The organism is Bacteroidota bacterium, assembly GCA_018816945.1.
In the GTDB taxonomy this organism is placed as follows: Bacteria; Bacteroidota; Bacteroidia; order Bacteroidales.
Genome location: JAHIVC010000024.1, coordinates 48,156 through 70,154 on the forward strand (window position 1 = coordinate 48,156; position 21,999 = coordinate 70,154).

At 35.8% G+C, this 21,999-nt stretch carries 19 protein-coding genes; 3 read left to right on the forward strand and 16 right to left on the reverse strand.

The genetic code is table 11. The features are described from left to right. Window positions 1–93: 93 nt before the first annotated feature. The 12 genes from KKG99_04445 to KKG99_04500 all read right to left on the reverse strand — a co-directional run bounded on the left by KKG99_04445 (window position 94) and on the right by KKG99_04500 (window position 13,970). Entirely contained in the window at window positions 94–1,119 is a 1,026-nt protein-coding gene (locus tag KKG99_04445) for a VWA domain-containing protein (GenBank protein ID MBU1012231.1), read from the reverse strand. Between the two features lie 9 nt (window positions 1,120–1,128). Beyond that, window positions 1,129–2,112: a VWA domain-containing protein gene (locus tag KKG99_04450; GenBank protein ID MBU1012232.1), complete on the reverse strand. Its 984-nt coding sequence runs from the start codon at window positions 2,110–2,112 to the stop codon at window positions 1,129–1,131. 14 nt (window positions 2,113–2,126) lie between these two features. Next, window positions 2,127–3,143, reverse strand: a complete 1,017-nt coding sequence (locus KKG99_04455) for a hypothetical protein (protein MBU1012233.1) — start codon at window positions 3,141–3,143, stop codon at window positions 2,127–2,129. Between the two features lie 2 nt (window positions 3,144–3,145). Further along, window positions 3,146–4,021, reverse strand: a complete 876-nt coding sequence (locus tag KKG99_04460) for a DUF58 domain-containing protein (protein ID MBU1012234.1) — start codon at window positions 4,019–4,021, stop codon at window positions 3,146–3,148. A 53-nt stretch (window positions 4,022–4,074) separates the two neighbouring features. Next, window positions 4,075–4,434: a four helix bundle protein gene (locus KKG99_04465; GenBank protein ID MBU1012235.1), complete on the reverse strand. Its 360-nt coding sequence runs from the start codon at window positions 4,432–4,434 to the stop codon at window positions 4,075–4,077. 27 nt (window positions 4,435–4,461) lie between these two features. Next, window positions 4,462–5,454, reverse strand: coding sequence for an AAA family ATPase (locus KKG99_04470; GenBank protein ID MBU1012236.1), 993 nt, complete (start codon window positions 5,452–5,454; stop codon window positions 4,462–4,464). A gap of 509 nt (window positions 5,455–5,963) precedes the next feature. Continuing rightward, complete coding sequence (locus KKG99_04475; GenBank protein MBU1012237.1) at window positions 5,964–6,632, reverse strand: fibrobacter succinogenes major paralogous domain-containing protein; 669 nt, start codon at window positions 6,630–6,632, stop codon at window positions 5,964–5,966. Between the two features lie 330 nt (window positions 6,633–6,962). After that, window positions 6,963–9,758, reverse strand: a complete 2,796-nt coding sequence (locus KKG99_04480; GenBank protein ID MBU1012238.1) for a WD40 repeat domain-containing protein — start codon at window positions 9,756–9,758, stop codon at window positions 6,963–6,965. Window positions 9,759–9,847: 89 nt separating this feature from the next. Continuing rightward, on the reverse strand, window positions 9,848–10,444 hold the full coding sequence (locus tag KKG99_04485; GenBank protein MBU1012239.1) for a ribonuclease HII: 597 nt from the start codon (window positions 10,442–10,444) through the stop codon (window positions 9,848–9,850). A 2-nt stretch (window positions 10,445–10,446) separates the two neighbouring features. Next, window positions 10,447–11,421, reverse strand: a complete 975-nt coding sequence (locus KKG99_04490; GenBank protein ID MBU1012240.1) for a hypothetical protein — start codon at window positions 11,419–11,421, stop codon at window positions 10,447–10,449. Between the two features lie 12 nt (window positions 11,422–11,433). Next, window positions 11,434–12,726, reverse strand: a complete 1,293-nt coding sequence (gene purD / locus KKG99_04495; GenBank protein ID MBU1012241.1) for a phosphoribosylamine--glycine ligase — start codon at window positions 12,724–12,726, stop codon at window positions 11,434–11,436. A 116-nt stretch (window positions 12,727–12,842) separates the two neighbouring features. Continuing rightward, window positions 12,843–13,970: a glycosyltransferase family 4 protein gene (locus KKG99_04500; protein MBU1012242.1), complete on the reverse strand. Its 1,128-nt coding sequence runs from the start codon at window positions 13,968–13,970 to the stop codon at window positions 12,843–12,845. Between the two features lie 154 nt (window positions 13,971–14,124). On the opposite strand from KKG99_04500, the gene KKG99_04505 reads away from it, so the two are divergent. From KKG99_04505 to KKG99_04515, 3 genes are all read left to right on the forward strand, one after another. Continuing rightward, a complete protein-coding gene (locus KKG99_04505; GenBank protein ID MBU1012243.1) occupies window positions 14,125–15,615 on the forward strand; it encodes a polysaccharide biosynthesis C-terminal domain-containing protein in 1,491 nt (496 codons plus the stop codon). A 106-nt stretch (window positions 15,616–15,721) separates the two neighbouring features. Beyond that, window positions 15,722–16,747, forward strand: coding sequence for a hypothetical protein (locus KKG99_04510; GenBank protein ID MBU1012244.1), 1,026 nt, complete (start codon window positions 15,722–15,724; stop codon window positions 16,745–16,747). After that, window positions 16,744–18,204 (forward strand): O-antigen ligase family protein, encoded by a 1,461-nt coding sequence (locus KKG99_04515; protein ID MBU1012245.1) that lies wholly within the window; start codon window positions 16,744–16,746, stop codon window positions 18,202–18,204. Before KKG99_04510 ends, KKG99_04515 begins: the two co-directional genes overlap by 4 nt. A gap of 62 nt (window positions 18,205–18,266) precedes the next feature. Here KKG99_04515 and KKG99_04520 read toward each other — a convergent pair whose 3' ends face one another. The 4 genes from KKG99_04520 to KKG99_04535 are packed head-to-tail and all read right to left on the reverse strand — an operon-like array spanning window position 18,267 to window position 21,984. Continuing rightward, complete coding sequence (locus tag KKG99_04520; GenBank protein ID MBU1012246.1) at window positions 18,267–19,193, reverse strand: UDP-3-O-(3-hydroxymyristoyl)glucosamine N-acyltransferase; 927 nt, start codon at window positions 19,191–19,193, stop codon at window positions 18,267–18,269. A 6-nt stretch (window positions 19,194–19,199) separates the two neighbouring features. Continuing rightward, window positions 19,200–19,763, reverse strand: a complete 564-nt coding sequence (gene efp / locus KKG99_04525) for an elongation factor P (protein MBU1012247.1) — start codon at window positions 19,761–19,763, stop codon at window positions 19,200–19,202. Window positions 19,764–19,772: 9 nt separating this feature from the next. Next, window positions 19,773–20,570, reverse strand: a complete 798-nt coding sequence (gene lpxA / locus KKG99_04530) for an acyl-ACP--UDP-N-acetylglucosamine O-acyltransferase (protein MBU1012248.1) — start codon at window positions 20,568–20,570, stop codon at window positions 19,773–19,775. Window positions 20,571–20,574: 4 nt separating this feature from the next. Then, window positions 20,575–21,984 carry a bifunctional UDP-3-O-[3-hydroxymyristoyl] N-acetylglucosamine deacetylase/3-hydroxyacyl-ACP dehydratase gene (locus KKG99_04535; GenBank protein ID MBU1012249.1) on the reverse strand — a complete coding sequence of 470 codons (1,410 nt, stop codon included), beginning with the start codon at window positions 21,982–21,984 and terminating at the stop codon, window positions 20,575–20,577. Window positions 21,985–21,999: the final 15 nt, after the last annotated feature.

A 21,999-nucleotide genomic window follows, 5' to 3' on the forward strand; every position in this document is an offset into this window, starting at 1 on the left:
TGAATGTAGTATGTTCAATTTAAAATTTAAAAGTCTTTTATTTTTTCTGCATTCTACATTGGAAAATCTACATTTTACATTTTTGTCTTAATTTTACTCAAATAGTTTAATTCGATCTGCCCATTTGCTTTTTCTTTCAACAATGATGAATTCAAAAACTAATAAGAATAATGTTATTACGATAAAATATTGAAAGCGATCTTCGTAATCCGAAAATGATTGTGTTTCAAATTCCGATTTTTCAAGCTTGTCAATTTCTTCAAATATTTTATCAAGTCCGGCTTGTGAATTATTTGCCCGAACATAATAACCATGTCCGGCTGCAGCAATTTGTTGCAACATTGTTTCATTAAGCCTTGTGGTAATTATATTATCCTCATTGTCTTTTTTGTATCCGGAGATTTCACCATTGGTATAATTCGGAATCGGGCCTCCTTCAGGTAATCCCATACCAATGGTGTAAACAGTAATTCCTGCCTCCACCGCATTTTTCGTTTCGTCCAAAGCATCTCCTTCATGATTTTCTCCATCCGAGATAATCACAATGGCTTTATTATGATTATTTTCTGAAAATGATTTGATTGCCAGTGCCACGGCTTCACCGATTGCTGTACCTTGAACGGGCATAATATCAGGACTTATTGACGAAAGGAACATTTTAGCTGCTGCATAGTCGGATGTAATTGGAAGTTGCGTGTACGCATGACCGGCAAACACAATAATACCAATTCGGTCGCCTTTTAGTTTGTCGATTAAATTTGAAATGGCCTGCTTTGATGCCTGTAAACGATTTGGTTTGATATCTTGTGCCAACATACTGTTTGAAACATCCAGCGCAATCATGATATCAATCCCTTTACGTTCGGCTTTTTCAACCTTGGAACCAATTTGCGGATTGGCTATGGCAATCACCAATGATCCTAAAGCGAATAAAATGAATAAAAATTTAATGAGTGGTCGGCTTGCCGACCGCTGGGGCATCAGCTTTGCAATAAGATTTACATCACCCATGCGGGCAATGGCTTTTCTTTTCCAATAACTCATCATCATGTATAAAATGATAAATATCGGAATCATCAAAAATGCATATAAAAATGTTATATTTTCAAACCTGATCATTTTTCTATCTTATGGTATTGTTCTAAAAACAGTTTTCTTTAATAAAATTTCAAGCGAGAACAGTAAAAACGCAATTAGGGCCAAGGGAAAAAACTCTTCCGTTTTCCTTCTAAACTCGGTGACATCAATTTTTGATTTTTCCAATTGATCTATTTCAGCATAAATCGCTACAAGTTTTTCGTTACTAGTTGCCCTGAAATACTTACCATCAGTCAAGGCAGTAACCTTTTGTAACAGCTCCTCGTCAATCTTAACTTCTACATCCTGATATTGTATCCCGTAAGGAGTTTGGACCGGATAAGGAGCCATACCAATCGTTCCCACGCCAATAGTGTAAATCCTGATCCCATATAGTTTTGCAATCTCTGCAGCCGAGAGTGGATCAACAGACCCGGCATTGTTTACTCCATCAGTTAACAAAATGATAACTTTACTGATTGCTTCACTTTCCTTCAATCGATTTACTGCGGTTGCCAAGCCATCACCTATGGCAGTTCCGTCTTCAATCATTCCGCTTTTAATGTCTTTAAAAAGATTTTTAATTACTGAATGATCTGTTGTAAGCGGACATTGAGTAAAAGTTTCACCGCTGAAAATTACCAATCCGATTCGGTCATCCGGTCGCCCATCAAAAAAATCAGAAGCAACCTTTTTTGCAGCTTCCAGTCGATCGGGTTTCAAATCTTGTGCCAACATACTTCCTGAAACGTCCAATGCCATCACCATGTCAATACCTTCTATTGAAACATTTTGGCTGCTGCTGCTTGATTGTGGTCGTGCCAATGCAATAATTAAAAATGCAATTGCCAATATCCTTAAAACCGGTAAGCTGTAAAACAAATAGTTTTTAAGACTCTTTCGGTGTGTTTCAAATATTGAAGTTGATGGAAATTGCAAATCGGCATGCGATTTTTTTTGATTGAACCAGAACCAAACCACTAGTAAAGGAACTACCAGCAGCAGATAAAAGTATTCAGGATTTGCAAATTCAATATTTCTCAACATTTTTATAAGCTATTTTCGTTTTTATTTTTCTCCTTCAATAAAACAATTTCTTCCCTTTCTTTCTCAGCATTTAATTCAACGGTGATCGGTTGTATTTTTGAGGTTTGATCGACAAAAGCCTTTAAGTTTTCAAGGTTGCTATCGTTGATCCCGGCGTAAGGCTTTTCTTTCGCAAACTTTACCAAATCAGAAATGCTAAGTGCATCAGCCAGTTTTTTCTTAAGATCTTTATCAATCAGTTTTTCTTTGGCAACGATCTGATTAATTTCCTCTGAAGTCATTTCCATAGCCTCGATCCCAAATTGGTCTTCAAGATAGACCCGAATAATATCGATCAGTTCAGTATAATATTGTTTGAATTTTCCTTCCTGCCATAATTTTTTTGTCTTCAGTTGTTCAAGCTCGTTCAATGCAATAATGTGAGCGGGAATTTTAGGCTTCGGCTTTATTTTAAAAACAGGTTCTTTTTTACCTTTTCGTTTGAAATAGTAGATCAAAAATATGACCATCCCGATAATTATAATGCCTAAAATCAACCAGGGAGCAATTTCACGCCAGGTAATCGGTGCGCCAATTGGCCCTTTAATAGGCATGATGGCTTTAGTGGTATCAACAGCCAATGTCACAACATACAAATCCAAGCTGTTGCTTAAACTTTTCAAAAAGGCTTCATCACCGGGATTTTGATAAGTGAACTCCATTCCCGGAATTTGATAATATCCGGTATCAAAAGAAGTAATCGTAAGGTTTTGTTCGAGTTTTAATTCATTTTCGTTATTCCATAAACTATCGATGTTCGAACGATTCAGAATTTCAACCTTTGGCATTAAAAATTCTTCAAACCGTGGCCATGCGACTTTAGTATTAGGATCGATCGAAACCTGTATTTTTAAATTAATCTGATCTCCAATCAAGATAGAATCTCTTTCGGTTGAAATGATCGGGCGCAATTCCTGAGCCCCTAATCTGAGAACAGAAAGGCTGAATAAAAATAAAAATAGTGCTATTCTTTTTTGCATCTTTATCTTCTTGCTCCTCTTTTTTTAAATAAAGCCGTAAGGGGCCTTACATAATCTTCACCTGTTTTAATTTTTGCGACATCAACCCCACACTTTTTAAAAATTTCATCCTGCAGTAATTCATTCTTTCTTACTGTTTTGCTATAAGCGTCTCTTAATGCTGCAAACGAAGTATCCACCCAGGTCATTCTTCCGGTTTCGGCATTCTTAATCTTGACCATCCCTACGTTGGGCAAATCATATTCTCTTCTGTCGGAAATTTTTAAAGCGATTAAATCATGTTTACGATTGGCAATTTTCAATGCATCTTCAAATCCGGTATCAATAAAATCGGAAATTAAAAAAGCGGTACATCGTTTTTTAATCACATTTGTGAAATAACCTAAAGCAACTGCTATATCGGTTTCACGGTTTTCAGGTTTGAAATCAATTAATTCGCGAATAATGCGCAATATATGTGAAGTTCCTTTTTTTGGTGGAATGAATTTTTCAATCTTATTACTGAAAAATATAACCCCAACCTTGTCGTTATTCTGAATGGCCGAAAATGCCAAAACAGCAGCAATTTCAGTAATCTGATCTTCTTTTAAATTCTGATTGGTGCCAAATTCATTCGAACCGCTGACATCAATAAGCAGCATTACCGTAAGCTCACGTTCCTCGTCAAATACTTTTACATAAGGATGATCGAAACGAGCGGTTACGTTCCAGTCGATGCTCCGGATATCATCCCCATACTGGTACTCCCTGACTTCACTAAAAGCCATACCCCGACCCTTGAAAACACTGTGGTACTGTCCGGAAAATATCTGGTTCGACAAGCCACGTGTCTTGATCTCTATCTTACGTACTTTTTTAAAAATTTCAGTCGTCTCCAAGTCTTATTTAGTTATGAGTTATGAATTATGAGTTATTAGTTATAAATTATAAGTTATAGGTTTGCTTTTGTTGTCATTATCGCACTTCTAATCATTTTTAGTAATGCGCTTGCATTTGTGTTTATTTCATCAAATTCGTTTGTGCCAATAAATCCTGTTTCTTTAAGTAATTCCAACCAATAGATAGATTCGTCACATTCTTTTTGAGCTATGGCTAGTTTATGAATAAAATCGGCTTTGCTTTCAGCATTTTGAGCTTCCCTGGCTAAGGCGCCAACCGCAGTTCCACTTCTCAGTAATTGCTTACTCATCACAAATTCTTTTTTATCATTAATCAATGATTTATAAAGATTAATAATGGTGATTGCGAATTCGAAACTTTGTTTAATTATTGCGCCTTTCTTTTCACTCATAACTCATCACTTATAACTCATCACTCTCTATGGTACTTCAATCGTATTTAAAATCTCATTGATGATTTCTTCGGTTGTGATGTTTTCTGCTTCGGCCTCGTAGGTCAAACCGATTCGGTGACGTAATACATCATGTGCTATCGCCCTGACATCTTCAGGTAAAACATATCCTCGTCTTTTAAGGAAAGCATATGCTTTTGATGCCAAGGCAAGGTTTATACTTGCACGTGGAGATGCGCCGTATGAAATCAAATTCTCAAACTTTTTTAAATTATGTTCAGCAGGATAACGGGTTGCAAACACGATGTCGGTAATGTATGTTTCAATTTTATCATCCAAATAAACTTGCCTCACTACATCTCTGGCATTTTTAATATCGACTGATTTAAGGATTTTATTCGTCGTCCGAAAAACATTTGTAATGTTTTGACGCAGAATAGTTTTCTCCTCTTCTTTTGTAGGATAATTAATCACCACTTTGAGCATAAAACGGTCGACCTGTGCCTCGGGAAGTGGATAGGTTCCTTCCTGCTCAATCGGGTTTTGAGTGGCCATTACCAAAAAGGGTTCTTCGAGTTTAAACGTGTGATCACCAATGGTAACCTGACGTTCCTGCATCGCTTCCAAAAGTGCACTTTGAACTTTCGCGGGCGATCGGTTGATTTCATCGGCAAGGATAAAGTTTGCAAATATGGGCCCTTTTCGAACTACAAATTCTTCCTTTTTCTGACTATAAATCATGGTTCCTAAAAGGTCGGCAGGCAGCAAATCAGGAGTGAATTGAATCCTGCTGAATTTTGCATCGATCACATTTGCCAATGAATTTATGGCCAAAGTTTTTGCCAATCCGGGAACTCCTTCAAGTAAAATATGACCATTGGCCAAAAGACCAATCATCAGGCGTTCTACCATGTTTTTTTGCCCAACAATCACTTTGTGCATTTCAAGATTGATTAAATCAACAAAAGCACTTTCCTTCTGTATCTTTTCGTTTAATTCTCTGATATCGGTTTCCATCATTTTTATGTTAATTATTTATGACCTTGCAAATATATTAAACATGAATTTGGTTTGGATGTTAAAAATTGTTAAAGCAAGTTAGGGAAAAGTTAAATGTGTTAACGTATTAACGTGTTTGCGTGTTTGCGTGTTTAAGTGTTTAGGTATTAACACTCCCGCCCAGCAGGGGAAGTTAACTTTAAAAAATTTTATGCGTCTTTGAAAAGCCGGGCAGGTCTATAGTTGCGCAAAAAATAATTGACTGAATATTAAAGTGCTTACAGACATGTCAGGCAGTATTATGTCTGATAAATTTCAGTTATTTATTCAAAGTCCAAAAAAATTCACTTTCAAAATAACTTGCGGTCTGTTAAAAAGCAAAAATATTTTTGTATTTTAAAATTTAACGCGGTCTATTGTTTTGTGCAAGATTGCTTTTCGTTGGGTAAATTCCGTAAAAACCGCTTCTATCTTTGGCGTTTGCCGCAAAACATTACCGGTATACAAATTTTTCACGCCGCTTAAAATAATTAATCTCTTATACAGCGTACCGATAAACCACGATTTTTACCAGTGCTACTCCTGTAAACAAATGTATTGCTAAAACTCAACATTCGGAACCATGCGTTGCTGCCGTTTTCTGTGGCGCTCCACCAATAACCGCCCTCTCCTTCATTTACAAAAGAACCGTCGGATGAACGCCTTCCTCCCGGCATACCTGTAAAACCACTTTCATTAGTATTCATATCATTTCTTTTCCAACCGCTTGTGCTTTTCATTTTTGTACCTGCAACCTGAGCACCGCCAAGAAAATTTTCAAGCGCTGTCCATTCAGCATCGCTTGGTATATGCCATCCATCGGGAGCTAAACCCCTTGAATCATTTACCGCGTACCAATTATATAACTTACCGTATTTTTGATCATTATCCGATTCATTTTGATAATAACACCAAGCAGGTTTACCTTCTTCACCTGCTTTAAGCCATTCTTCGTTTGTTCTTGCTTCGCCTATTAGATCTCCATTTCGAAATCTTGTTCGGCTTAAGTTATATTGCATCCACCAATTTTCACCTATTTTTATTTGAGTTTCTTTTGGAACAGGTTCGCCATAAAATGCTGCCTCCAACACCTTTTTACAACTTAAAAAAGGCATTGAAATAATAATTAATGCAAACAAAATTAAATTTAATTTTTTCATAAGATTTTCCTTTAAGAGCGATTTCATGTAAAGCTAAGAAATTTTCATTAATCGAACAATGGTTTACGGCATAGCTTTTCCTATAAATTTTTGCGTTGCGCGTATAATATGTTGACAGTTTTTAGTTTACTATTCCCCCCGCTATGCGGCAGTCAGGAATGACGCTTGGCTTCTTATTTTTATATTTTATCCATGATCCACTGGACTGGGACTTACAATGGTAATACATTGTAATACAATAGCAATACGGTTGTAGTTTTTAGCATTTAACAATGAAACAATCGAACAATGAAAACAATGAAACAATAAAACAATGAAACACGCTAACAACTATCTAATAAGGAAATTATATAAAATATGATCATCACCGACAAGCAAATTAATGGATACATTATTCAAAAGGTCGCCAATTGAAAACACAGGACCATCATTGTTTCTTTGGTTTGATTCGATGAGCCCGTCTTTATCGAAAAGGTAAACCTTATTTTCTGTATTTGAAAATACACACAGAACAATGGTTCCATCCGAAGCTTTATAAATGGTTGGTGGTATAGAAATTTCGCCAGAAAATTCGTAGCTGAAGATCTCTTTTTTCAGACGATCAAAAACGCTAAGTTTATCTTTGTCAATATAAATAAAGTCATTGTTTTCGTCTTGATCAAAATCCTCGTAAAGGAAAAAGTGATTTTCGGAAAAACTGCCAAAATCAACAGATGAAATATTACCTTTTGAACTGATATAAATAAGCTTTCCGGTTCTATCGGTTGTCACAAACAAGCCTTTGTTATTTGTTGAGTTAACATAGTATTCCGAGTTTTCAGCTTTACTAAACTGACTCTTCAGTATAATCCGATCACTGCCCTGCCTGTTAAGTATCCGGGTGTTGCCGTTCAAATCTGCCAATAAAATATAATCCCTATTATTGGCAACCAAATGCTGAATCCTGCCCTGAACCTCCCTGTCTGTTTCTGCACGGTTCCATCCATCTACTTCCTTTCCATCAAGGGTGTAATTGTAAATATTCTGATCCGTACCAGCATAAATGATCCGGTAATCACGATTATTGGAATAATCAAAAACGGAAATTCCATTTTCTGCTCTGACTTTTAATTTGATCGGGTATGAACCCACTTTATTTCCTAAAATATCCAACAAATGGATACTGGTTTTTGTGTTAAATAAATATTGAAGTTTCCCGTCTTTAAAAAAATCAACTACATGTACTTCGCCCATTATCTGACCATCAATTTTATGTTTCCATAAAATATTTCCTTCATGATCAACCAGATAAATCTGATTACCGGCATCTGCTACTAAAGTGTACAAATATTGATCCTGATGGTTTCTGAGCAAAAAAGGTCTTTCAACAATATTGTCGTCGAGTTTGGTTTGCCATGCCCAATCATTTTGTATCGGTACGTTAGCATCATAATTAAGATATAAATTGGTGAAAAGTCCGTTTTCCTGCGACGAATACTGCAATCCTAATGCCTGATAGTTTTTAAATGTTGAAATATTTTGAATGATGAAATCGTATAGATTTTTATTTATGAAACGCTCCAGTAGGTTTAACCCTTTTTTAATATTGAAATAGAAATAAAAATTAGATTTTTCAGCCATATTATCCGCAAATGAAATATAAGCCGGATCTAAACTAAGGGGATGTCCGCTCATGTATAAATTAATGTACTTTTCAAGTGCTGAGGTAGAATTTGCAATAATCAGATAATCTTCTATAAATGTGTAATGAAATGCCTGAATACTGCTGAACGGTTCTCCAAAAACCAGTGGGACGAATCCTTCTATATTGAGATGATAAAGATTGTGATCACGATATTTTTTTACTAAACCGCTACCATCTTTGTTTTTTGAGATCTGTTCTAAGTATAATTGAGCTGCCACAGCATTCTTCATTTTGATAATTGCATAGCAATTTTCTTCATAATTTAAATTACGGGTTGCAACAGAGACAAATGCAAAAGTTGGGCCCACATGTGGAACAAATGCGTTTTGAAGATTCGTTTTCAACGATATGTTCAGCCGATAAACCATTTGATTGAAAAGATCAACACGTTCATTTTTGGCCAATAAATTCTGATAATCGGTAAAATATTTTTCGAAATTCCCAATCCCAAAATGCTGAAAAACAGTTGCCGTTCTTGGAATAATTTCTGCCATTTCAAATGGCTGTTCGTTTTGATTTTTGTATAGATTAATATAATCCGATGAGGAGTCGTTAGTGCTTGTATAACCACTCAAGAAAAATTCATCCTTTTTTATCATCAAATCAAGCTCCGACCAACCGGCCATATTTGAAAGCAAATTTAAACCGACAAAATCCTTTGGTGCGTTACTGCTTTCCGTTGAATTTGGGTTTATGGTATCTGTCGGTGAAGTTATGCCGTATCGTTCATTTGCTATTTGACCAAGAAGGGAGGGAAGTTGTTTGTAATTTACGAAGATGTTGGCTTCGACCCTTTTACCAGCCGTTTTTTCTACTTCCAAAAATGTTGAATTATGCCCGAAACTTTGATCAGATTGTAAATTTTCTAATGATTCAAGTACCAGATTTGCATTCGGGCTTCCGATAAACAAGCCACCTTCAATTGCATAAGTAAACGATCCTGTATATTGGTTAAAAACAAGTTTATTAAGCTGGTGCCCATTTACATTACTTATAAGCGTGGTGTAATTTTCACCATATATTCGTTCAAAAATCGTTCTGAGCGTTTTTCTACTTAAAGTGCCATCTAATTTAGACACGAGTAAAAGGTCAATATTATTGTTGTTCGAATGAATGGAAATGATGGCATTTTGCACCTCAGTTGAGCTTTTGCTCTCTGTTTTCAGGTGCAATAGAGAATCAAATTTTATAATTTGTTCTTTGAATTCACTGAAACCCGGAAGGGTAAGTATATTGCACCAGATGTTATTTTCGTTAATGCTGTGATATAATTGATCAAATGTGCCGAATCGGATGAATATGGATGAGGATTCCGGAACGGCATCCAATACATCGTATTTCTCTTCATTTATTTTTTCATAGAAGAAAAATAAAAGTCCGGTGATTGTGATGATTAAAGCAATCATCAGGATGTTCGCCAGACTTTTTTTTTGAATTAACATAATGAATTTCACGGATTCATTTCAAAATTAATATTAAATACATAACTCTGCATTTAGCGTATTTATTATAATCAACAAAAGGATGTTAATTAAAAATCCAAAGAAAGCGGATCAAAAAGTTTAAAGCTTTTTCGGTGATGTTGACAAATGCCATATTCCTGAATGGCTGCACGATGAGCTTTTGTTGGATATGCCTTGTTCTGTTCCCAAAGGTACTGAGGAAATTTTAAAGACAATACCTTCATATAATCATCACGGTAAGTCTTGGCAAGAATTGAGGCTGCAGCTATTGAAGCGTATTTCCCATCTCCCTTGATGATGCAGACATGTTCAATGCTTTTGTAAGTTTTAAAACGATTTCCATCAATCAATAAAAGTTCGGGTATTTGATTCAACTGATCTATGGCCCTATGCATCGCCAGAAAGGATGCATTCAAAATGTTAATCCGATCTATTTCTTCATTATCAACAATCCCAACGGCCCAGGCTATTGCTTCAGTTTCAATTATTTTTCGAAGCAAATAACGATCTTTCTCTTTAATTTGTTTGGAATCGTTTAACTGGTCATTGACAAAAGTTTCAGGTAGAATTACCGCTGCCGCAAATACAGGTCCGGCCAGGCATCCTCTTCCGGCTTCATCGCAACCGGCTTCCAGTTTATTATCTGAATATCTAAGCTTTAGCATCACTAAACCTGAAAATGCATGTAAATGATGAAGAATACGGTTAAAGAAAAAATAAGGTCGGTCCAGAATAATTTTCGGAGATCAGAAAAAAAGATGGATAAGAAAATAGCAACCGGTATATAAATTGTTCCCGAATCACTGATAATGCCATTGTTAACAAACAAAATTATGATTCCCATAAAAAACAGATTGAACATGATACTGATCTTTTTTCGAATCACAATTTTCTTATCATTTATCCTACCCATAATTCTTAATAATGAGAGGGCCATAAAAAAGGCAAGTATGGTTATGACAATACTTTCATCTCTTCCTGCACTCTCAAATTTCAATTTCATATTAGTAAAATAGTTTTGATAATGAAGCAGGTATTCTAAGGCATTATCATTCCAAAAATAGTAAGTGAATAGAAAGAGGTAAGGAGTTAGTATTCCAATAATAGGGATAAACCAAGTCCTCCAATTTGGGATACGGTATATAAATAAAACTGTCCAAATAAATACTAAAAGAACTGCTGAAGGGAAATAAAACAAAGATGCCAATCCAATATTGAACCCGGCCTTAAAACTTAAACGATAAAATTCTGCCTTCAATTCAATATCTAACAGGGCATCAAAAGCTATCAATATGAAAATACTGGCGATCAGTGAAGGGTAAAGGTGCTGCAATGCCAGCGAATGACTCATCAACACGATATATACAAAGGCCGTGAGAAAAGTATTTCTGTTGATTAATTCATGTTTAATCAATATCTGATTCAGATAAATAGCTTGGATAAAAAGGATGAGAAAGGAAACTATAATTAGAATTAAATGATTTCCTGTAATGGTAACTGCTAAATTATAAAATGGACTCGTGAAAGAAGTTTCAGCAATGGGGGGAGGATTCATAAATACAGCCTTCCATAGTCCGGTTCCTAGGATTAATAATCCCAGAAACTGAATAAATGAATTATTTTTGAAAAACCGGATAAGCATAAAATAGCCGTATTATTTTTTAATAAATTTAAGTAAATCTTTTCCTAAATCCTTCCTGTAATAATTGCCTTTGAATTTAATTTTTTCAGCATTTTTATAAGATAAAGCTAAAGCTTCTTCCATCGACTTCCCGAAAGAGGTAATTGCCAACACGCGACCTCCATTTGTTAATACAGCCTTGTGATCATCAAATCTGGTTCCCGCATGAAAAATGAGGCTATCTGTAACGGTTTCAAGTCCGGTAATCTCATCACCTTTGGGATACGATTCGGGGTAGCCTGCGGCTACCTGCATGATGGCAGCCGCATGTTTTTCTACAATTTCAAAGGTTTTTTCTTCCAGGTTTTCATCAGCTATGCCAATAAAAAGTTCCAACAAATCACTCTTGATCCTGGGAATTACTGATTCTGCTTCAGGATCGCCCATCCTGACATTGTATTCGATAACCACAGGTTCTTCATTAACCTTGATCAAACCAAAGAAAATAAAACCAGAGTATTTGAGCCCGTCGCTGATTAACCCGTTTACGGTTGGTTTAATAATTCGTTCTTCAATTTTACGCATGAAAGCATCATCAGCAAACGGTACGGGTGAAATAGAACCCATTCCACCTGTATTTAATCCCGTATCTCCTTCCCCAATTCTTTTATAATCTTTGGCTTCGGGTAAAATTTTATAGGATTTCCCATCAGTTAAAACAAAAACAGAAAGTTCAATCCCATCTAAAAATTCTTCAATTACAACCTGTGCCGAAGCTTCTCCAAATTTTGCATCATTCAACATGGCTGTAAGTTCGGTTTTAGCCTCTTCCAAATTGCTCGAAATAATTACTCCTTTGCCGGCTGCAAGTCCGTCTGCTTTTAAAACATAGGGAGGCTTCAGGGTTTCCAGGAATTTTATTCCTTGTGCTAATTCATATCGCCCGAAGGTTTGGTAAGCTGCAGTTGGAATATTGTGTTTGTACATAAAGCTTTTGGCAAAATCTTTACTTCCTTCAAGAAGTGCAGCACTTTTTTTGGGGCCTATCACTGCTATGTTTTTCAATAAAGGGTCATTCGAAAAATAATCAGCAATGCCTGCAACCAAAGGGACCTCAGGTCCTACAACTACCATACTTATTTGTTGTTCAAGAACGTATTTTTTTAAAGAATCAAAGTCATTAACATCTATTGGGACATTGGTACCGAGTGATGCTGTTCCGGCATTTCCCGGGGCAATAAATAATTTTGTGAGTTTGGGACTCTGCTTAATTTTCCATGCAAATGCATGTTCACGGCCTCCTGATCCTAAAATTAGTACTTTCATTTGTTCGAGTTTAGATCCAAGACTCAACTATCAAGACACAAGAAAATTAGAATAATCCTAAACGGCTTGCCTTGGATATTTAACTATGTCTGACTTTAATCTTGCACAATTATATTTTAAGTATTCACTGTTTTTTCAATGCCGTCCCACATTAAATCTGCTGTTTTTTGCCAGCTGAATTTTCGACGTTGAATTTGGGCATTCTTAATCAATTTGTCTCTCAGTAAAATATCTCTATCCATTTCAATCATCGCCTTGGCAACAGATTCAATGGATTCTGGATTTACCAATAAAGCTCCATCACCAGCAATCTCCGGCATTGAGGTCACATTTGAAGTTATTACAGGAACATCGCAAAAATAGGCTTCCAGAATGGGAATTCCAAAACCTTCTAATTTTGATATTAACATTAATGCTTTTGCCGAAGCAGTGACTTTGGCTAAATCGTTGCTGTCCAGTCTTCCCGTAAAATGAATATCCTGCTTGTATGCTGAGCTTTTATAGGCATCCCTGAGTTCGGATGAATTCCATTTTAGGGCTCCGACAAATAACAATTTATCTTTGGAGGATGTTTTTTCCTTATATAAATCGAATGCTTTTATTAAAACCGATAAATTTTTTCTGGGCTGGATTGACCCAACATAAATAAAAAAATCATTCCCTTCACTGAAAATTTGTTTTACTTCTTCTTTTTCGGCTGGTTTAATTGGTTGAAAAATAGGTCGGGCAGCACAATAAACCACATCAATTTTTTCTTTTTTGATATGATATTTTTCGATGATGTCATTTTTTGAATATTCTGAAACTGTTGCAATCCTGTTAGCTTTTTTAGCAAATCTCGGGAAGAAAAATCGGTAGTATTTTCTTTCCAGATAAGGATAATCCTGAGGGTGATGTTCAAAGTTCAGATCATGAAAAATTGCAATTGAGGGTATTTTTGATCGTAAAGATAAATAACCGTCAGGCGAAAGAAACAGATCAATTTTTAATCTATTTAGCAGTGAAGGAATTGATAATTCAAACCAAATGAAATACAAAAACGGGTGCCTTGCCTGAGGCCCGATAATGATAGGGGTTACGTTATCGCTAAAAATAAAATCTTCATCGAAATCGCGATCAAAAAAGAAATAGAATTCATGTTCCGGATGATTGCGGGTAATAATTTGCAAGCTCTCAAAAATAAAATATCCAATTCCGTCAAGCTTATTTCTTACTAATAATCTGGTATTTACCGCAATTTTCAATTTGGATTTTATTGGCTGTTAGTAATATTTAAATCGGTTGAATGTGATATTTTACTACCTTAGTTTGTATTACAAAAATATGGTTTTTTCAGATTAATATTTGAATAAAAATCAAAGTGGCGTAAAGGTCTTTTACCCAATATAATCAACATAGATGCAGCGTAAATTTGTGACAAATATTATTTTTTTATTAGCTCTTAATTTTCTGATTAAGCCTTTTTGGTTACTGGGAATTGATAGAAGTATACAGAATATTGTTGGCTCGGAGAGCTATGGTTTTTATTTCGCCGTTTTTAATTTTTCGCTGCTTTTTAATATCATTCTAGATTTCGGGATTACGAGTTTTAATAACCGTAATATTGCCCAAAATAAACAACTTTTAAAGAAACATTTTTCAGGAATTATTGTTCTGAAGGTATTACTGATATCGCTTTATGGGATCGTGGTTTTATTGGCGGGTATATTTATCGGTTATGATTCAAAACAGCTTTATTTTTTATTGTGGGTTGGGATTAACCAGGCTTTATTGTCTTTCATTTTGTATCTCCGTTCGAATATTTCAGGACTTTTATTGTTTAAAACAGACAGTATTATTTCAGTTCTTGATCGTTTCTTAATGATTCTTATCTGTAGTCTTTTGATCTGGGGAAATATCCTCAATTCTCCTTTTCAAATTGAATGGCTGATCTATTCTCAGACAATTGCTTATCTCATTACGCTTGTTGTGGCCTTAATAATTGTTATCCGGAAATCTGGGTTTCAGAAACCAAACTGGAATGGATTGTTTTTGATCATGGTTATAAAAAAGAGCCTGCCATTTGCGTTAATGTTATTTCTGATGGGAATTTATAACCGGGTTGATTCGGTGATGTTGGAACGTATTTTATCAGGTACAAAAGGCGAATTTCAATCCGGAGTTTTCGCCCAGGCCTATCGCTTATTTGATGCGGGAAATAATATCGCACTGCTTTTTGGTGTGATTTTACTTCCCATTTTTGCGCGCATGATCAAGAAAAAAGAGTCGGTCGAAAAGTTGGTCAAATTATCTTTTACCATCATTTTTACGTTTGCAATAATTTTGGCGATGAGTTCTTACTTCTATCGCGACGAAATCATGAAATTGCTTTATTCGCAGCATGGGGATGAAATGCTGGGCGATTTCAATCAAAGGATCTTACAATCAGGTAGCATTTTTGGAATCTTAATGTTTAGTTTTGTGGCGGTGTGTTCCAGTTATATCTTTGGAACTTTATTGACCGCCTTGGGCGATTTACGTTTCATGATAAAAGTTGCGTTGGTGGGAGTCTTGATAAATCTTGCTACAAATATCTTGCTTATCCCTTCGCTCGAAGCCGTTGGTGCAGCTTACGCCAGTTTGGGTGCTCAAACAATAACCGCCTTTGCAATGATAATCGGTGTTCAAAAGCGGTTTGCATTTAGAATTAACTATCGTTATCTAAGTCAGTTGTTTAGCTTTATTTTACTTGTGTGGCTGCTGAATTTTGTTTCGAAAATTTCTCCTATGAATTCATTGATCAACTATTCATGCGTGATGCTGATTTCTTTGTTGTTTGCATATTTACTTAGATTGCTAAATGTTAGTTCGTTTATCGCCATTCTGAAAACCGACCCTCGAGTGAAATAATGTTTAACTTAACTCATCAGGTATGTGATTTGAATAAGCCTGTAAACTTCATACAATATACTGATTGAATTTTCATAAATTTGAGAAGAATAAAAAAAACTAAAAGATGAATCAAACAAATTCAAACGAGCCACTGCTTAATTCAACCGAAATATTAATTCGTTTGTATCAAAAAAGAAAGCTCCTAATCATTATTTTTATTTTGGCGATCGTAAGCTCCATTTTCTTTACATCCCCTCTGTTTATTAACCCCTTGTTTAAATCTTCGGCCATCATCTATCCGGTTAATTCCGGTTCTATTTCCGGAGCATTGTTAGGTGATAAGCAAGGTCGGGATAATTTGAGATTTGGTGATGAAGTGGAATCGGAACAACTCATGCAATTGCTTAATTCAAGTTTGATCAGAGACCATGTAGTCAATAAATTCAAACTCCTTAATCATTATAAAATTGATACAACCATGCGTTTTGCAAAAACAAAACTGTATAATGAATTTAAGAAGAAATTCAGGTTTAGCAGAACCGAATACATGGCTGTGCAAATTCAAGTGCTGGATCGTGATCCTGTTCTGGCAGCAGAAATGGCAAATGATATCATTAAATTGCTTGATACGGTAAAAACAAATATTCAAAGGCTAAGAGCGATTGAAGGCCTGAAGATTATTGAAGAGGAATACAACAACTTACAACAGGAATTTCAACTCATGGAAGATTCAATGACCATTTTAAGGAAAATGGGAGTTCATGATTATGAATCACAAGCCGAAATGATTAACCAGCAACTGGCAATCGAACTCGGGGAGGGAAATCAAGCGGCGGTTAAACGATTGGAAGGACGATTAGAAGTATTGGCAAAATATGGTGGTCCATATGTTTCGTTACGCGATAAATTGAATTACGAACAACAACGATTGAGTGTAATCAAAGAAAAATATCAGGAGGCAAAAATGGATGCATCCAAATTATTGCCACAATCCTTTGTAATTAGTGAGGCTTTTGTAGCAGAAAGAAAATCCTATCCTCTGCGTTCCGTCCTTGTAATTGCAATAACTGCCTCTGCTTTATTCTTCTCCATTCTTTTGATCTTTTTTTTCGAAAACCTGACAAAAATCAGAGAGAAAATTGTTAAATGATCGTAAATAAAAAATATCAAAACCTTCTGGTTTTATTGCTCAGTATTGCATTTATAGGGATCAATCTTTTTTTTATAATCGAAGAAATTTATTGGTTCTTGTTTCTGCCTCTGGCTATTATAGTAGTGGTTTTGTATTTTATTTCTCTCGATGCCATTTTACTCCTGATTACTTTGTTAACGCCGTTGTCGGTTGGTGTAACAATGGGTGGAGGCAGTTTTGGATTAGCTGTTCCCACGGAGCCTTTATTGGCAGGGGTTAGTTTGCTTTTTATTTTGCGATTAATCTTAAATGTGGATTATGATAAGCGAATCTTAAAGCATCCACTATCGCTTGTTATCATTTTGTATCTTTTTTGGATATTTATTACTTCGATTACCAGCGAAATTCCATTGGTTTCTTTTAAATTTCTTATTTTAAAGCTCTGGTTTATACTCCCTTTTTATTTTGTGTTGATTCAGGTTTTTCAAAATCAAAAGAACCTTCGCCGATTTTCTTTTTTTTATGTTATCTCATTTTTGATGGTTGTTTTTTATACCATAATCAAACACTCAAAATTTGGATTTTCGGAGGAAGCGGGACATTGGGTGATGACTCCCTTTTATAACGATCATACAGCGTATGGTGCCATGCTTGCATTTTTTGTTCCCGTTGTTTTTAGTTTTTTTAGATTTAAGGAATATTCAAAAGCGATTCGCATAGTGTCGCTGATAATTGGCGTAATTTTCATCATAGCACTTTTTTTATCATTTAGCAGGGCGGCATGGCTTAGTTTATTGGTTGCCCTTATATGTGGTTTGCCCATTGTTTTAAAGATCAAATTTAAGTGGATCGCTTTAATTGCAATAGTTTCAATGGCTAGCCTCTATATTTTTCAAAATGAAATTATTCATCGTTTAGAAAAGAATACCAACGAGTCATCTGAAAATTATATTGAACATGTACGGTCAATCTATAATATTTCATCCGATGCTTCCAACTTAGAACGCATCAACCGATGGCAGGCTGCAATTCGCCTTTTTAAAGAACGGCCATTGCTGGGGTGGGGCCCAGGGACTTATCAATTTGTTTATGCACCGATGCAATATAATCATGAAAAAACCATAATTAGTACGAATGCCGGAGATAAAGGAAATGCACATAGTGAATATCTGGGACCTATAGCCGAAATGGGATTATTTGGTGCTTTACTGATGATTACGATCGTTGCAATGGTAATGGTTACAGGGCTTAAGGTATATAAAAACGCAAAAAATTCAGAAATGAAAATGCTGAGCCTCGCATCATTACTGGCTCTAATTAGCTATTTCACCCACGGGTTGGTTAATAATTTTTTAGATACGGATAAAGCATCAATTCCTGTTTGGGGTTTTATGGCGATGATTGTGGCTATGGATGTTTTTCATACAAAGAAATGCCCAATTGATCCTGAAAATAAAGGGACGACATCCTTTTAAGGATGTCGTCCCTTTATTTAAATTTTCATTCGAAATGAAGCTAAGAATAATTGAACTGAATATTATAGATTCTCCAGAATATCCGGTAATCTTCTTATTGCAGCTAATTCTCTCCATGCCTGACGAGCTTCAATTGCCGGAACTCCAAAATAAGTTTTACCACCTTCCAGTGATTTACTGACAGCCGACGTAGCTAATACCACAGCCCCTTTTCCAATAATAAGGTCCTTGTTAATCGCCACTTTACCCCATAAAATAACATCGTCTTCAATTCTGGTAACGCCTGCTATTGCTGCCTGTGAGCCAATTAAACAATTTTTGCCGATATAAGTATCATGGCCAACTTGGCAATGGTTATCCATTTTGGTCCCATCCGAAATAATGGTATCGCCCGAAACTCCTTTGTCGATTGAACAAAGAGCTCCAATTTCTACTTTATTCCCGATAATGACTCTTCCACAGGATTCCATTTTATGAAAGCCATCTTTCCTCTTTTGGAAATAATAGGCATCGGCACCTATAACCGTATTGGAATGGATAATTACATCATCTCCAATAACAGAATGATCATAAATACTCACATTTGAATGGATGATGCAATTTTTTCCAATCTTAACATGATTACCGATAAAAGTATTGGGCTGGATTTGCGTTCCTATTCCTATTTCAGCACTGTCACTAATATTTTTATCACATGCGATAAATGGCCTGAATTTAATAGCTAGTCCAACATAATCCCTGAAAGGATCATCTGAAATTAGAAGTGCCTTTCCTTCAGGGCAATCAACTCTTTTATTGATGAGAATTGTGGTAGCCGCAGAATTTAAAGCTTTTGCGTAATATTTTGGATGATCAACAAACGTCAAATCACCGGGTTCAACCATATGAATTTCATTCATACCGGTTATCTTAAAATCAGGATTGCCAATAAATTCTGCATGAATTAATTCAGCTAGCTGTTTTAAAGTCAGTAGGGTTTCAAATTTCATGGCAGCTTATTTTACGCGCTCAGAATACTCACCAGACCGGGTATCAACTTTTATTCTTTCTCCGGTATTAATAAAAAGTGGAACCTTAACTATTGCACCGGTTTCAACGGTTGCATCTTTAAAAGTATTTGTAGCAGTATTTCCACGGTCGCCGGGTTCGGTATAAGTAACTTTTAAATCTACGTAGGCTGGCATGTCACATGAAAGTGGAGTTTCCGTTTCTGCATGATATAATATTTCTACACTATCGCCTTCTTTCAGAAATTGCGGAGCACTAATAATTTCGGAATTGAAAAAAGTTTGTTCAAAAGTTTCGGAATTCATAAAATGATAAGTTTCCCCTTCTTTATAAAGAAATTGATGAGGCCTTCTTTCGACTCGTTGAGTATTAATTTTAACACCGGCAGTGAAAGTGTTGGGAATTACTTTCCCTGTTTTAAGGTTCTTGAGTTTGGTGCGAACAAAGGCAGGGCCTTTACCAGGTTTTACATGTTGGAACTCAACAATGGTGAAAAGTTCACCGTTGAATTCAATGCATAAGCCGTTTTTAAAATCTGCTGTTGAAGCCATATTTATATTTTATTGATCGTTTTTAGGTTGTCTGGTATATCCTTTCATAATTCCCCTTGTTGAGCGGGCTATGAAAGTAAGGATCTCGTCTCTTTCAGGTGTAACAGGCACATCTGCTTCAATCACTGAAACTGCCTGAGATACATTTCTTCCTCTTAAATAAATAATTCGATAGATTTCCTGAATAGCATTAATTTGATCATTTGTAAATCCCCTTCGTCTTAATCCGATCGAGTTAACGCCTACATATGATAAAGGTTCCCGGGCACCTTTTGTATAAGGAGGAACATCTTTACGAACCATACCTCCGCCTGAAACCATAGAATGGGCCCCGATTTGTACAAACTGATGAACTGCTGCCAACCCTCCAACTATTGCCCAATCATCAATTCTGATATGCCCTGCAAGAGTAGCGGCATTTGCAAGAATTACGTTATTCCCTATTATACAATCATGCGCCACATGAACATATGCCATCAGCAAACAATTGTTACCAACTACAGTTTCGAAATTGGCTTTGGTTCCACGGTTAATGGTTACGAATTCTCGAATAATGCAATTATCGCCAATTTTTACAGTGGTTTCTTCTCCTCTGAATTTTAAATCTTGAGGAATGGCAGATATTACGGCCCCGGGAAAAATTTTGCAATTTTTCCCAATGCGAGCACCTTCCATAATTGTTACATTTGAGCCTATCCAGGTACCTTCGTCAATTTCTACATTTTTTTCAATATTAACAAAAGGTTCAATCACAACGTTTTTGGCTATTCTGGCCTGTGGATGAACATATGCTAAGGGTTGATTCATTTTATCAGGATTTAGTTTGATCTTCGTTTTTTGATAATAGAGCCATCATCTCCGCTTCCATAACGATGGTTTCACCAACATATGCAATGCCTCTCATGTGACAAATTCCTCTTCTGATAGGAGAAATAAGTTCCAAGGAAAATACCATGGTATCGCCAGGGATTACTTTGTGCCGATATTTTACATTGTCAATTTTTAAAAAATAAGTTTTGTAGTTCTCAGGATCTTTAACCTGACTTAATGCCAGAATGCCGCCTGTTTGAGCCATGGCTTCAACCTGAATAACTCCGGGAAGAACCGGTTCGCCCGGAAAATGACCAACGAAAAATGATTCGTTCATGGTTATATTTTTAACTCCTACCACCTGTGATTCATTCATGTCAATCACTTTATCTACGAATAAAAATGGTGGACGATGCGGTAAAATCTGTTGAATTTGAACCACATCATAAACCGGTTTTTTGGTTAAATCAAAAGGAGGCTTTGTATTCATTTTTTTCTGATTACTTAATTGTTCTTTGATTAGTTTGGCAAACTGGACGTTTGAGTAATGTCCGGGTCGCTTAGCAAGTATTTTTCCTTTAATTGGTTTTCCTAACAAACTTAGGTCGCCAATAACATCTAATAGTTTGTGTCGGGCAGATTCATTTTTAAAGTGAAGGTCAAGATTGTTTAAAATACCTTCTTGCTTCACTTTTACTTTGGGTTTATTGAATAACTCGGCTAGTCTGTCAAGTTCTTCTTGCGATACCTGACGGTTCACATAAACAATTGCATTGCTCAGATCGCCACCTTTAATCAAATTGTTATTTAATAAAAATTCTAATTCGTGCAGAAAAACAAAGGTTCTGCAAGGCGAAAATTCTGTTTGAAACTCAGAAATATCTTTTAATTGTGCGAATTGTTTTCCAAGGACTTCGGTTTCATAATCAATTTCTACCTCTATATTATAATGATCGTCAGGTAATGCAATCATTTCTATTTTACTGGGTTCATTTTTATAGATAATCTCTTTTTCAATGACAATGTATTCCCGGTTTGCATCCTGCTCAACAATTCCGGCTTCTAATAATGCTTCAACAAAATATTTTGAACTGCCATCCATAATTGGAATTTCATCTTTATCAAGTTCAATAAGTACATTATCGATCCTTAATCCTGTAAGGGCAGCTAAAACATGCTCAATGGTATAGATTTTTGCATTGTTTTCTTCAAGAGTTGTTCCTCGAGCAGTATCAACAACCTGATCGATATTTGCATGTATAATTGGTGAACCGGGCAAATCAATTCGTTGAAATTTGAACCCAAAATTTGCAGGAGCAGGCTTGAAAGTCAGGGTAGCATTCAACCCTGTATGCAAGCCTGTTCCAGATACCGTAGTAGCCTTTTTTATAGTTCTTTGTTTATCAGGCATAAAAAGATTTATGTG